The sequence below is a fragment of the Chitinivibrionales bacterium genome, assembly GCA_014728215.1.
In the GTDB taxonomy this organism is placed as follows: domain Bacteria; phylum Fibrobacterota; class Chitinivibrionia; order Chitinivibrionales; family WJKA01; genus WJKA01.
Genome location: WJLZ01000123.1, coordinates 1 through 13,557, shown reverse-complemented (window position 1 = coordinate 13,557; position 13,557 = coordinate 1). Strand labels below are relative to the sequence as shown.

The window sequence follows — 13,557 nt, the reverse complement described above, 5'->3', positions numbered from 1 at the left end:
GATCAGATATTCGAAACTGAGCGACACATCCGTTGTTTCGGCTTCCAGAGGATTCGGGTTATCGAAATCAAAGGTACTTCCTGCAATAGTCTGCGATACATTACCGCTGATCGCACCGCTCAGGGGAGTTACCTGAGCGCGAAATACCCGGGTCAATATTTCCTGTTTCATGATATAGACCAACGTATCATATTCACTTTCCACCGACCAGAGTTCGCTGTATTTGTTGGTAATGGAATAGCCGTTTGTCTGAATATTGCGGGTCATGCTCGCCAGTTGATTGGGAGCCTGGGGTTTCAGAAAAACGGTAAAGGTCGTGGGAATCGTATCACCGGCGATATAATCTGTCTCATAGGGCGCCAGAGGGCCATCGGAAACCGATGCACTTCCGTCGGAAAGGAAAACGATAAATTGTCGTTGACGGTCAAAATCATTGGGATAATTGAGAGAATCCTTGATAAAGGCATCCCGGGCAGCCCAGAAAGCCAGAGAGATGTTGGTGCCCCCCGATTCATTCCGATCGGTAGTACGGGTGGTTTGACTGGTCATCCATTCACCGATTCTTCCATCGGTGTGGGAAAGCATATAACTCAACTTTTCGTAAACGGTTTCATTGTCGGGTAATACCGAATCCAGGGGCATCATGGGGAAATAGGAATCGTGCCAGTCGGTATTGTTTCGAAATATTTCATTGGTGGTAATTCGTTCGTAGATCTCATCGTCACGATCGTCGAATAACAGCCGGGTGCTGAAGGGAACCAATCCGACCCTGGCGCCGGGAACTTCGGCATAAATTTCTTTGAGAAGTTCGAGGGTCACCTTATGACGTTCGCCAAGTTTATCGTAGGCTGCCATACTTCCCGATTCATCAATAACAATCATGATCGAGGGAGTCACTTTCGCGGTTCCCCGCTGACTGACTTCGGGAAGACACACATGGACTTCCGGATCGAGTGCTACGGCCGACGACGGCACAAATATCTGTGCGCTGTCGAAGCTCCAGTGGCAAGTGTCAATTTTGAGGTGACAAACCTCATCCCCGAAAGAATGTGCAACCGACAAAAGTAAACCGGCAACAATAGCAATTAACTGTTGGCGCATAGTACCTCTCCTTATGTGGTAGATCCCGAATCCGGTTCTGCCGGAAAATCAGATATTAGTTTAATGTATATATCAATTGGAAACAACGTGTTTTGCTTAACCGTATAAATTCAGAAAATAGTACCTATCATGCTTTTACGGTGTTTAATCCCCTGCGAATAAAATTAATTATGGAAAGCCGGTATGCAAGGATAAAATGAGATTTTATGGATTGCTCTATTTATTATTTGAATTCTTTAATAAAAGTTATTAGACCTGTCCATGACAGGAATCAAAGGATATCCAACGATTCATTTCTTTATCTCACCCCTGTACCTGATCACCGTTTTCCGGGTATTAGCGACGAAATGCGGGGATAAATCCGGTTCATTCCGCCTCGATAACGGTCCGATTGAACATGTTGGCGCTTGCCCTCTTGTCCTTCCGCAATTTTCTCATGGACCCTCATGGCCTGAAGAACAAAGGCGTCGAGATTGGCTTCGATCAACTGCGGGAAAGGATTGCCGTCTGTTTCAATAGCCAGAAAGGGCAACGAATCCAGCGTATCGAATTTCCGGTTGCGTTGATTTGCCCAGGTCGCCATGCGGGATTTTCCTTTCATGGTCATTTCCTTTTTCAGCACCGCTTCCGCCATCCTTGAGGGCATACAGCCAAAGGGACCGATAGAAACAATGCCGCACGAATGATTGAGTATCTCCCGCATCGCTAGCCCGATAGTGAGAATGGTTTCACCCCTGAAATTTTCGTTGACAATGTGACGAACCCCGTCAATAGTAGTCTTGACATCGACCATCTCGAAACGGTACAGTCTCGATTTTGCCAGAAACGTTTTGATATGGCGTTCCCACCATTCCTGAGCATAGATAGTCAGTTTCATCTTGAGTTGATCGTTGAAAGTAAACTCCTTTTCCCCCAGCCCGTTGTCTACGACAAAATTTGCATAGCACATAAATTCGGACACGGGTGCCACCTTGACCATAAAACCGCGTTCTTCGAGAAAATCGACGACATTTTTTCTGGAGAATTCTTCACGCCGCACGAAGATCTCGCCAATAAGTGATACAACAGGCACTGTCGAGGGGTCTCTTTTCAGTGGTATTCGTGCCAGCCGACGGGCAACATTGTCGAGCAGTGTTGAAAGCCGTACTGAAAATTTACCTTCAAAATAGAGCATCAATTCCCGCCAGCATTTTTCGAGTTCTTTGGAGGCCGTTTTCCAATCTTTTGCAGTTACCCTGAGCGTGCTGCGAATTTCCGAGAAAACATCGGCAACAATAATCGCTTTCCATGCCCGCAACAGATTCCGGCTTCCCAGGCCGCCGTATCCGTTTTCATCGGTCATGGCCAGAACGGCAACATTCCGGATCCTGTTTTTTCCTATTAATTCATCGAGGCCCCTCCAGTATTGCCCCAGACGGCAGGGACCACCGCCGGTGGCCATAAAGAGCAATGTCACCATATCGGGATTTCGTTTTTTTTCGAGATAGCGAAGAAAGGAGCCGGTGGTGATTGCATAGGGAAGGCACTCTTTGCAGGTGGTATTTTTCATTCCGGTATTCAGCACTTCTTTATCGGGGAGAGGAAGGGCGCGGGCGTTGAGGCCGGATTTGCGCAATACCGCCGCCACCGCTTCGGTACTGTATTTCCCCATCGATGGAAGCAGTATTTCCACATGGGAATCATTAATCGGATAGGTGACACCGTCGGATGAAACCACCAGCAGATCTTTATTGTAGACCACCTGTGCCTGGTGGTACCCCGAATCAATCGAAGGGACGGCAGGCCCCTGAAGAAGACGATTTCCTTTGAATATGTCGAGTGCAGCCTCGATTCGTGTGTCAATACCGGCATCGGCGGTATGCTGATCGAGTTCGAGAGTCAAGGAGGGTTTTGCATTCATGAGATTGCGAAAAAAGGTAAGAAGAAAGGAATCGGGACCGCAGGAGAAGTTGGTAATATAGACCCCGAAAAGATTGTTTCTGAGTTTAACAAGCTGTGCTGCTTTCATAATTTTCTGTCCCATTGCCCAGAACATCTTTTTATGTACATGAAAGCCATCGGCAGGAAGCATATCGTGGGGAATAACCATGTATCCCCGTGATGCGATCTTGTGGGGAACCCCCATGTTTGCATCGGAAGCAAAGGAATTATAGGGCCGTCCGAAAAGAACAATCCCGAACGTATCATTGTGAGTATCGAGATATTCCAGTGCGGCCCTTCCCTGTTCCTGAAGGTCTCGTTCGAATGCCCGCTGCTTTTCGATAGCCTTCCTCAAGGCATTCCGTGCCGCGCTTTCACTGCATCCTATCCCTACCGCCATCCTGAGCAGCGCTTCGGTGGCCTCTTCATACCCGCCGCCCATTTTCAGAACCGGCGCAAGAATTTTTGTTGACGAACGTTCCAGTTCCCCGCGAAAAGTTGTCTTGAGATAATAGGGCTCCCCCTGCACGAAAACGCAGGCCCTGCTGAATGTCGGAACATTCTTGACCGGTAACTGCATTACCTGGGGAAGGAAAATATAATCGGGATTCTTGTTGAGCAGGTTGACAAAGGCACCGTGGGCAAGTTCTGCGGGAAGACAAAAAGCGGCTTCAGCCCGGGCCATTCCACCACGATCGATTTCATCGGGCATGATTATATCGAACCCGAGTTCGGAGAAAAAACCGGAATAGAACGGATAGAGCGAATAGGTCAGAAAGGACCGTGAAATCCCCACTGTCCGCCGGGTCGTTTCACCAACAGATAATCGAAACGGTGCTCCATACTTTTCAAAAAGTAATGACTGGCGCAGTGCAACAAGATCCATCGATTCGACGTCAACACGCTTTTTCAGCCGCAAATTATAATACTTGTCGCAGATACCGCCGAATGGATAGATCGAATCCCCGATTTTATAGCGGGCGATTTCGCATTTCCTGTCGCACTTTTCTTTGCCGCCTCCGCAGATAAAAGTGCCAATATTTACTGCCCGGCGGGATATGAGTTCTTCGAGATCAAACCTGCCCTCCTTTGCCGTACCACGATCGAGACGGTGGGAAACTTCAAGTGCAACCCCATAAGCACCCATCAAGCCCGGATCCGGAGGAACGATAATATTCGTTTTCATCAATGAAGCCATGGCGGCAGGCACCGCACGGTTATAACAGACCCCTCCCTGCATGAAAATTTTCTTCCCCACCGGTCGGGCCCCTTTGACCCGGTTGATATAGTTAAGACAGATCGAATATACCAGACCGGCCAGAATATCGTTCCGGCCGATTCCTTCCTGCGAGGCCCGTTTGATATCACTCGAGATAAAGGCTGCACATTGATCGGTAAAATTGGGCGGGGATTTTCCCTGAAGAGCAAAGGCGCCGATATCATTGGTAGCCACATTCAACGACTCACCGGCAGATTCTTCCAGAAAGGAACCGGTTCCGGCACTGCACGCCTCGTTCATGGCATAGTCGGATGCCACACCACCGGTAAGGTAGGTGTATTTGGCATCCTGACCGCCGATTTCAAAGATCGTATCGACGTCTTTATCGAAATGAAGCGCAGCCGCTGCATGAGCAATAATTTCATTAATGACAGTATCGGTGAGCGCATGTAACGATGTAATCTGCCTTCCAGAGCCGGTAACTCCCAGGCCGATTATGGTCACTTTTATGGTATCGAGCTGCTTGAGAATTGATGAATAGCATTGTACCGATGCTCTCACGGGATCACCGTTGGTACGGAGATAGACCGATGCTACCACCGCACGGTCTGCCTTTCGCATTAGCACAGCCTTGGTCGTGGTAGACCCGACATCCAGCCCCAGAATACAGATATCCCCCTCCCGGACCTTTTCCTGTGTGAACTCCTTGAATTCGACCATGGGAAGGAATTCGCCCAGGGGGACATGAACTCCAAATGATTGTCCCCTATCCAGTATGAGAGAATCGGGGTTTTGAGGGAAATTTTTGCATTCATTTTTTGACGCCCATACAGCTGCGCCATAGGCTTCGAACACATCGCCCCCCTCAGGGACCTCGACAGTGCGAAATCGCTCCTTAAGCACCTTAAGCAGCGCCGTATTGAGTGATCCGCCGCCGATCACTACCACATGCTCACTGGACATATCTTTTACCAACTCGGTTATCTTATTGGCCATCATGACACACAATCCGGCAGCGATATTTTCCCGTGGTTCGCCTTTATTGAGCGCGTGGGTACAATCACTCTTACAGAATACCGAACATCTCCCGGCAATACGATGCGGCGTGCCGCTGTTGGCGGCTTCAACGGCCTCCTCTACCGTCAACCCCATCCGGCGAACCTGCTGAAGGAAAAATTCACCGGTACCGGATGCACATTTATTGCCGGAATGGACCGATCCGATACTGCCGTCCTTCTCTATTTTGTAGACAAATTGCGACTCACCGCCCAAACTTATACAAAGATCGGGAAAGGTGCTCGGTAAAAAGGTGTGTGCAAGCGCGCATTCTATCGCCTCGGGTTCCGAAATCGAAGAAAGAGCCAGGGCATGACGGAAACTTCTTCCGGTAGCGGCAACACGATCGACAGTAGAAATGTCAATGCGCAAAAAAAGATTCTTCGCCGCATCCGAAGGGGCACCTTCATGGGGAATTCTCCAACTGGTTTTAATAGAGCTTTCACCGGCGACCGTCTCGAGAAGGACTGCCTGGACGGTCGTAGCGCCAAAACATATTCCAAGAGTTTTCATAGTATTACCGGCAATCATTTTGATTGTACTGGGATGAAAACAGATTAAAAAAATAGCCGCATCTGAAAACAAGAGGCACATAAACTTATTTTAACGGCATATCAAAATACGCTATTGTCCCATATTTCGCAACGTTGATAGAAAAGGGATACTGTCTACCATGTATAATCCAAAGGATCCAAAATCCCTCGAGAAATACTCATCGGCCATAACACTTTCCGATATGGAAGTCTTTATCTTTCCCGAACTCATGTACGCGCTGGTACTCGCCAACACCATGTCGCCACTTCCCTGGGCCTGGAGACAGGACTCATGGTTTGCGAAAATGAAAAAAATGTCCCCTTATCGTAAAGTTCTCCGTCTGAAACAATTCATTATGGACCGTTTCGTTTTCAACCTCGACCTTGACACCTGGGGCCTGACCACCAAAGAGCGGGAACTTGCTCGGTTCTCGGATTTTGTTGATGAAACAATACTTTCCCAGAGTAATGCCCTGTTCGGGTACGAAGGCGATAAATATTATTTCGATCTCGATATCCGGCGCCACTTCGGCCTCGACAAATACACATCGGATATCATCCCCTACTGGAAAACCGAAACCGTTGAGGCCATGGATGCTTTCCGGTACAAGGGAGAATATCCTACCGGTGCCGGTGAATGCGTCTCGCTGTCGACACTCTATGCAAGTGCCCTGTTTGTTGTTGCGGAAATTCCCCTCGAAAAAATCTACCTCATGGCCACGCCGCTCCATTCACAGAATTTTGTTGATATCAAGGAAGGTATCATTACCAATAACCGGCGGATTGTCACGAAAAATATGTGGTTCAACGGCACCGAACTATCGGCCAAGGCTCAACGTGCCCTGAGAAACGAACGGGTGACCGTCCTTATCAACAATGAAGGGTATATTCATACGATTTACGATGAAGCCACTCTTTCCCGGGAAAGTTATCAGAATTTCAGCAGTAAACTAATGGATTATCTGAAAACCGATATCAATTTTGATATTCTCGCCAATTTTCTCCGTCATAACACCGCCGCTCAGAAATGTTTCCAGTTTTCGCACCGATGTTGCGGGAAACCGCGGTTTATTGAAGCCGAGAAAGTGTTCCATTATGAGCACAGCAGCAAATCCCGGGCAAACGATGCCACCCGGACTGCATTGCTGCATGAGATCGATGAAGATGAGTTTTATACCGAACCGCTCGGTGACAGAGTCCTTTTAGATGAACTCGAATCTTTCTTCCAGGAGAAATCGGTATCGATCGATTCTCCCTACAATGTGGAAGAACTGAAAAAGCATCTCCACCACGGATGTTATAATGTTGATAAGTTTATCAAGGAACTTCTCGAATTCTCCAAGATCGACCCCCGCCTTCCCGGCACCGGCAAGCAGTGGATCGAACCCAACCCCATACGTCTTCAGAACGACTGGTCACGCGAGAAGATATTCGCAACCCTCGAATCGCTGCGCGCCGAAAATGAAATTGTCGATCTTGCCTTTATGGCCTACCGCGATATGGCCCGGTCGCCCTGGAAACCATTTTGTAAGGCCGCGCTGCAGCGTAACCCGGTATGTGTCACCCAAGCCCACCCCCTTGATATCGAGCAGGTTGCGCAAAAGCTGTCTTCCATGGAAAATTTTTCAATTTACGATTCCACCCGCATGGCGCAACCCGATGAAGTCTGGAATTTCGGGCGGGGTGACGGACTCGAAAAAGCGTTCTGCCTGATGACCATCGCCCATCAACGAATGCCGGAGGATCGAATTGCCCTTAAGGGCGACAAGGAAAAAGTGTGCGTGTGTATGCCCGATGGGAAGGAGTATCAATTCCAGACCTCCAAAGGCCTTGAATTGCCGAAGGAATCAGACTTTGAATTCTAAGCCTTTTTATCCTCTTTTACAAAAGACTCCCCAGCTTCTCTTGATCGTACTTGTCCTTGTTATACCGGTAATTATCCGGTAATTATATGGAACGGCATACCAACGGCGGTAGAAATAAAAAACCTGCTTGTCAGACTACTCCTCCCGGCCATCGCTATTGCTGCCGAAGAGTTATTATTACACCCGGGAGTTTGACCGGTATATCATATTGTTCTCTCCGGAAAAATATCGCACTCGCCCCCATATTATTGAATCTTTATTATAACCACTAACCCACGCACATGTAAATTTATGTAGTTTGAACCAGCCTCATATCCTCTCTCAGCGCCAACCGGCAGCAGCGTCGACCAGCTTCACGGGGAGACCTTGTTTTCTGAAGATTGAGCTTTGACAAAAGCCTTGGTTCTCCGCCAGACAATGAATGCATTTATATAGGGGAATGTCAAAAGAGCAGAGACAACCGGCCGGAGCAGGCGACTCAGGGAAGTTTTAAAGCGGATATCCCCTAATAGTTCTTCATGCTCCCGATCGAATATCGGTTCATAGGCAAGGAGAATCCGGTCGGGTCCTGGCGTGGTGAGGGCATGACGGAGACCGGTGGTGTAGCCGTATAATTTGCCTGCCAGAGAGGGATCCGATAGGGATACCTTTATACGCAGGCAAAGCTTTTCGAAAAATATGATCCGCAAGAGGTTATTCAGCAATCGATATACCCATCGTAGAACTTTATTTCGCAATTTTGTTTGTCTGAGGATAAAGAAATTTTTGTTTTTTTTGATCGAATCGATTTTCTCTTTTATACCTGCAAAGGGCCCTTTTTTTGTATTGGTTTTTTCCTGGGAGGTAGAGGTGCCCTCCTGTCTCTTTTTATTTTTTTCTTCTCCCGACAGCATTTCGGGAGGCTCCGCTTCTTCTCCAGCGCCGGCGGTAGATCCTTCTTCCAGACCATCACCCCCTGTTTCGGAATCTTCCCGGTCATTCTTTGGTTCCGAGAGAGGAGAGGGTGGTTCTTCGGGTGGTGGCGTTTTATGCAATGGTGGTGGAGGAGGCTTTGGCGTTACCCTTTCGACTGGTTCTGTTTCTTTATCCGACGGTTCTTCTTTACCGGAAGGATCTTTTGGAGCAGATGAATCCCCGGGTTCTTCCGGTTCCTCCCGTGAACTCCGTGGAAAAAGCTGATACCGTTTCAGGAGTCTCACCCACCAGGTTTGTGAACTCAGATCGTACATACCTTCCAGCACAAAGGGATGTAGCCAGTGGAAAGAGAGCCGGAGACACCGTACGGATTCGGTAAACCGGCAGGAGAATGAGACAACAAATGAAGCAAAGATAATGGTGATTGCCGCCATCAGAAGAATACCGGTTATAATTGCGAAAGTCCAGAGTATCATACACAGCAACAGCCCCGAATAATTTCCCGGGGAGAATATAATGAAATATATGTATTACCGACCGCGCCTGCTATGCGGATTCTTTGTTGTCGGCGTCCTCTTCTTTTTTAATAACCGGACCGTTTTCGGTTATCACCTGATCCATGGAGATGTCGTGATAATCAAAGGGCAGCGATGAATCGAGAATCTGGCACTGATAGGCAAGTCCTGCCAGAAAAGCGTTTCCTTTTAACTCCTGAAGGAACGTATCGTAATAATGCTTGCCCTGACCGAGGCGCCCCCCCTGCTTATCAAAAGTAACGCCGGGACAGAGGATAATCCGAAGATCGCTTTTTAAAAAATTGTCTCGAAGGTTCATGACAGGTTCCAGTATCCCGTATTCTCCCGGATGCAAATCTCTGTCAAAAATTTTGATTTCGGCAATACCGAGATCACACCGGGTTACCTTACAGTAAGGAATAACCACCCGTTTCCCTTCCCTGAGCATCTCTTCAATATATGGCTTTGTCTCCACTTCGACTCCGCTGTCAACATATACCATCACTGCAGGGGCATTGCGGTACTCGGGCAACATTTTGACATGTTCCCAGATCCGACGGGATTTTTCAGCCCTCTCTTCAGGTGACAGTTCCCGCCTTTTTTTACGCATCTCTTTTCGAATTTCTCTTTTTTTTACCACAGGTGAATCCGGGGATTCTAGTGGAGTCTTTACCGGACGGGATAAATCATCAAGTTCGCGCCTGACCTTATCACTGTAATGACGTGCCTTTGCCAGCAACGATGCTATTTCACGGATAAACCGGGGAAGTTCCTTTGATCCGAAAAAAACCAGAACAATGGCAACAACAACAAGTATCTCCGAAAAGCCCAAACCGGTTATCATGTACTTTTTTTCCCCTGCGCAAGAAATGAAACGCCAATGCTTATTCCGTAGAGCACAAGCAAAGGAACCACCAAAAAGGCCTGCGAAATAACATCAGGCGGCGTGAGAATCGCCGAGAGAATAAACATGACCACGATCGCATATCTAGTATTTTTTATCAGAAACTTGGGAGTCATCATCCCGATCTTTGTCAGCACAAAAGAAAGCACGGGCAGTTCGAAAACCGCACCGAAAGCAAGCGTTATTTTAAGGATAAAACCAATATACTCGTTCGATTTGAAATAGGGTTCCAGCACCCCGGCGCCGTAGCCGGCAAGAAATTTTAGCACATAGGGAAGAATGTAATAACTGAACCCGATTCCCAAAATGAAACAGAGCGTGGATACCACAACCGTGGGAAGGATTATAACTTTTTCTTTTTTATAAAGCCCTGGAGCGATGAATTTCCAGAATTGATAAAAAATAAAAGGTGATGCCGCAATAATACCGCCTGCGATGGCGATTTTTATGCTCAAAACAATAGCTTCAGCCGGAGAAGTAAAGATAATGCGTGGTCTGGGATTTGCATCCCGCAATGGATGGATCATGGCAAGATCAAATATGTCCCGCCAGAAAATTCCACAGGGAACGGCAAAAATCGCTACCGACGCAAAGGCTTTTATTATGCGCCAGCGAAGCTCTTCCAGGTGGTCCAGAAAGGACATCTCCCCCTGGTTCTCATTAACACTCATCTATTCTTTCTTATCGGATTGTTTCTCGTTGGATTCTCTGTTTTCTTCAATCATGGCACTATCTTCTTCAGACTGTGCCTTCTTAAACTCCTTAATTCCCTTTCCCAGACCGCCAGCAAGCTCGGGAATTTTCTTTGCACCAAAAAGCAAAACGACAATTATCAGAATTATTATCAGTTCCTGCGGACCAAACATGCCCATACGGGGCTCCCTTCATTGTATTTGAAAGTTCTTTGCATGCTCTTATCATAGCAAAAGTCTGTTGAATAAAAATATATTACAACTAACGCAATATTCATGCATTCCACATATTTACCGAGGCTTACATGGAAACAAATAACAAACTAAGGGTCATTTATGGTATTCATCCGGTTGAAGAACTCCTTGAAAAGCGGCCAGAGAGTATCGACCATGTCTATTTCGACAGCCAAAAGAGCAGCAGTACGCTTTTTTCACTGATGAAACAATGCAAAAAAATGAAAATTTCATACAGCAAAGCCCCGGAACAGAAACTTCAGTACCTCAGTAAATCCAAAAACCACCAGGGTATCGTTGCCCAATGCAGCGTGAAACCCTACTTGAGCACCGATCAATTGTACCAACTCCTGGAAAAAAAATCAACTCCCCCGATCCTTTTTCTTCCGGCATCAATAGAAGACCCCCGTAATCTGGGCTCGCTGGTCCGAACCTGTGTCGGTCTCGGGGTTGATGCCATGATTCTGGAACGGAAGAATACGGCGCCCCTGAGCGATACCGTCGCAAAAACCTCCGCTGGCATGCTCGAACATCTTCCGGTAGCAAAACCGCGAAATTGTGAAGGACTCATACAGGATCTGGTCCATAAGGGTTTTTCGGTTGTGGGTGCGGATATGCACGCCGAAAAAGTGCCGTCAAACGTCGATTTCACCAAACCGGTGGTCATTATCACCGGCGGCGAAAGCAAAGGAATCCCGCCCTATCTCCTGAAACTATGTACCGAAATGGTGCGCATACCCATGACACAGCAAGCACAATCATTCAATGTTTCGGTAGCCGGAGCACTGCTTCTGTACGAATGTATCAGGCAACGAGGCGGTGTAGGATGAGCTTACGAGCGCATGAGAGACGAAGAACGGGTGATCTATCAATCCAACTCAGTACAGACATAACCACAGAATGGATAATGAGTCATTTGGGGCAGCAATCGTGAGAGATCGGTAGTTCAGGAATGAGTCCAGGAGGGACATTATTCGAAACCGAAAAAATCATCCAGTTTTTCAACAACATCATCACCGGAAATAATCGAATCGCCATCACTTTTTTTCTTTTCCCCGGATTTCCCGGAAGCCTTTTCCGACTTATCGGATTGTGAAGAAATCGTACTTTCGGTCACAGGTTCATTCGCCGAATCAATAGCAGGAGTTTCCGTTTCTGCCTCGAAAACCGCATCCTCTTCTTCCTCTTGCGGCTCTTCCTGTGTTTCAACCCCTTCTGTTGCTGTCGACACAGCGGCGAAATCATCTTTTTTGCCGTCCTCTGATACCTCTTCCTTTTCAAAAACAGCTTCATCCTGTTTATCAGGGGAAGAAACGCTGCTCTCGCCGGGTTGACGGTCCGACAGCGCCGAACGGTCTATCGAAATGGTTTCCTGAAGGTCGTCTAAATCAACAAATTTCCCTTCAGGCTCGACATAGACATCCTTCTCCAGCTCTTCAGATGAAGCCTCTGCTTCTGAAGGTTCGAAAGATTCCGGACTTTCATGCTCGAAAGTCTCTGTATCCGCAGGTTCCAAAGTATCCGTATCGGCCAGCCCGGCCTCTTTAATTTCACTTGCTTCCTCTTCAGCAGTTTCCTCACGGGGCGAGCGTTCAGAGTGTACTGTTTTTTCATCGATTTCATCTGTATCCGATGATACCAGTGAAGCTTCGGTATCCTCTTCTTCAGCCACCGGTTCAGCCTGAAAAGCAGCCATATCGACCTGCGCACTTTTTTCCTCACCCCCCTCTTCCACTTCTTCAGAAGCGACACCGCTATCCCCGGCCTCCAAGGCAAATTCCTCAGAAACTTCAGGAGCAGGAGCAACCCGGTCCTCTCTTATATCAGCGGTCGTAGCATCTGCCATTTTTTCCTTTGAAGAAATATCATAGAGGAATTGCTTATACTGCTGAATAAGGTTTTCGACATACTTGACATAATAGCTCTCGAGGTGGTGTATGCTTTTCTTTAACACACTGTCAATCGATTGCAGCGATTTGCCGAACGATATTCTCAACGAATCAACAGAAAGATCGCCGAGATTATACGATGAGATCAGTTTTTCGAGTTCTGCATGCAATTCTCCAATATCTTTCATGGCGCTGTTCTTCTCTTTTGCCGCCTTAACAGCGTTTCTTTTATTCACTGATGATACAATAGCGAATAAAAGAGCCATTCCCGCGGCACCGATAATTACACCAAGAAGAAGGAACCCGATGTTGATTGTCATATCTTATTCCTTTCATATATTCAGCAAGTATATGAGCCTTTATGTATATATTATCACATTTTTCTAACGGAATATCAATAATATATAAAAATACAAGGGTGAATGAAGGATTTTTGGAAAATTTTTGTAATTTTGAAGTAATGAGGTTCAGGTCCGGTGGCTTCGAGAGCCTCAGCCACCGGAGGGGACAAGCATAAACCAACGGAGGAAAGCTCTGTTAGCCGGACACTGAGGCTCTCGAACAGACCGGTTTGTGATCTTAAATCACCAGCCTTTTCCGTACCGGCTGCTCATTGATTTTCAGGGTGCCGAAAATTTTATTCCGCAGGAGGATCATTTGAGATGAATCGTCATTTCGTCATTTCGTCATTTCGTCATTTCGTCATTTCGTCAT

At 47.3% G+C, this 13,557-nt stretch carries 9 protein-coding genes; 2 read left to right on the top strand and 7 right to left on the bottom strand.

Translation table 11 applies throughout. The features are described 5' to 3' along the window. Positions 1-1,101: hypothetical protein (locus GF401_09915; protein ID MBD3345364.1), on the bottom strand; the 1,101-nt coding region annotated here is incomplete at its 3' end. A 319-nt stretch (positions 1,102-1,420) separates the two neighbouring features. Continuing rightward, positions 1,421-5,890 (bottom strand): activase, encoded by a 4,470-nt coding sequence (locus tag GF401_09910; GenBank protein MBD3345363.1) that lies wholly within the window; start codon positions 5,888-5,890, stop codon positions 1,421-1,423. 79 nt (positions 5,891-5,969) lie between these two features. Here GF401_09910 and GF401_09905 point away from each other — a divergent pair, with 79 nt between their 5' ends. Continuing rightward, positions 5,970-7,694 (top strand): hypothetical protein, encoded by a 1,725-nt coding sequence (locus GF401_09905; protein MBD3345362.1) that lies wholly within the window; start codon positions 5,970-5,972, stop codon positions 7,692-7,694. Positions 7,695-8,047: 353 nt separating this feature from the next. Here the strand turns inward: GF401_09905 and GF401_09900 are convergent, their stop codons facing one another. The 4 genes from GF401_09900 to tatA all read right to left on the bottom strand — a co-directional run bounded on the left by GF401_09900 (position 8,048) and on the right by tatA (position 10,900). After that, a complete protein-coding gene (locus tag GF401_09900) occupies positions 8,048-9,085 on the bottom strand; it encodes a hypothetical protein (GenBank protein MBD3345361.1) in 1,038 nt (345 codons plus the stop codon). A gap of 70 nt (positions 9,086-9,155) precedes the next feature. After that, on the bottom strand, positions 9,156-9,968 hold the full coding sequence (locus GF401_09895) for a 5-formyltetrahydrofolate cyclo-ligase (protein MBD3345360.1): 813 nt from the start codon (positions 9,966-9,968) through the stop codon (positions 9,156-9,158). Continuing rightward, positions 9,965-10,699, bottom strand: coding sequence for a twin-arginine translocase subunit TatC (gene tatC, locus GF401_09890; GenBank protein ID MBD3345359.1), 735 nt, complete (start codon positions 10,697-10,699; stop codon positions 9,965-9,967). Before tatC ends, GF401_09895 begins: the two co-directional genes overlap by 4 nt. Beyond that, positions 10,700-10,900: a twin-arginine translocase TatA/TatE family subunit gene (tatA, locus tag GF401_09885; GenBank protein MBD3345358.1), complete on the bottom strand. Its 201-nt coding sequence runs from the start codon at positions 10,898-10,900 to the stop codon at positions 10,700-10,702. A gap of 125 nt (positions 10,901-11,025) precedes the next feature. On the opposite strand from tatA, the gene rlmB reads away from it, so the two are divergent. Further along, positions 11,026-11,784, top strand: a complete 759-nt coding sequence (gene rlmB / locus GF401_09880; GenBank protein MBD3345357.1) for a 23S rRNA (guanosine(2251)-2'-O)-methyltransferase RlmB — start codon at positions 11,026-11,028, stop codon at positions 11,782-11,784. A gap of 140 nt (positions 11,785-11,924) precedes the next feature. Here the strand turns inward: rlmB and GF401_09875 are convergent, their stop codons facing one another. Beyond that, the gene (locus GF401_09875) at positions 11,925-13,163 is read right to left on the bottom strand and encodes a hypothetical protein (protein MBD3345356.1); all 1,239 of its coding nucleotides are present in this window, start codon (positions 13,161-13,163) and stop codon (positions 11,925-11,927) included. Between the last annotated feature and the right edge of the window lie 394 nt (positions 13,164-13,557).

Bases quoted from the DNA above. Each gene is read 5' to 3' on its own strand.
- tatC (MBD3345359.1), bottom strand. From the start codon at position 10,699: ATGAGTGTTAATGAGAACCAGGGGGAGATGTCCTTTCTGGACCACCTG.
- tatA (MBD3345358.1), bottom strand. From the start codon at position 10,900: ATGGGCATGTTTGGTCCGCAGGAACTGATAATAATTCTGATAATTGTC.
- GF401_09895 (MBD3345360.1), bottom strand. From the start codon at position 9,968: ATGATAACCGGTTTGGGCTTTTCGGAGATACTTGTTGTTGTTGCCATT.
- rlmB (MBD3345357.1), top strand. From the start codon at position 11,026: ATGGAAACAAATAACAAACTAAGGGTCATTTATGGTATTCATCCGGTT.
- GF401_09905 (MBD3345362.1), top strand. From the start codon at position 5,970: ATGTATAATCCAAAGGATCCAAAATCCCTCGAGAAATACTCATCGGCC.
- GF401_09900 (MBD3345361.1), bottom strand. From the start codon at position 9,085: ATGATACTCTGGACTTTCGCAATTATAACCGGTATTCTTCTGATGGCG.
- GF401_09875 (MBD3345356.1), bottom strand. From the start codon at position 13,163: ATGACAATCAACATCGGGTTCCTTCTTCTTGGTGTAATTATCGGTGCC.
- GF401_09910 (MBD3345363.1), bottom strand. From the start codon at position 5,890: ATGTGCCTCTTGTTTTCAGATGCGGCTATTTTTTTAATCTGTTTTCAT.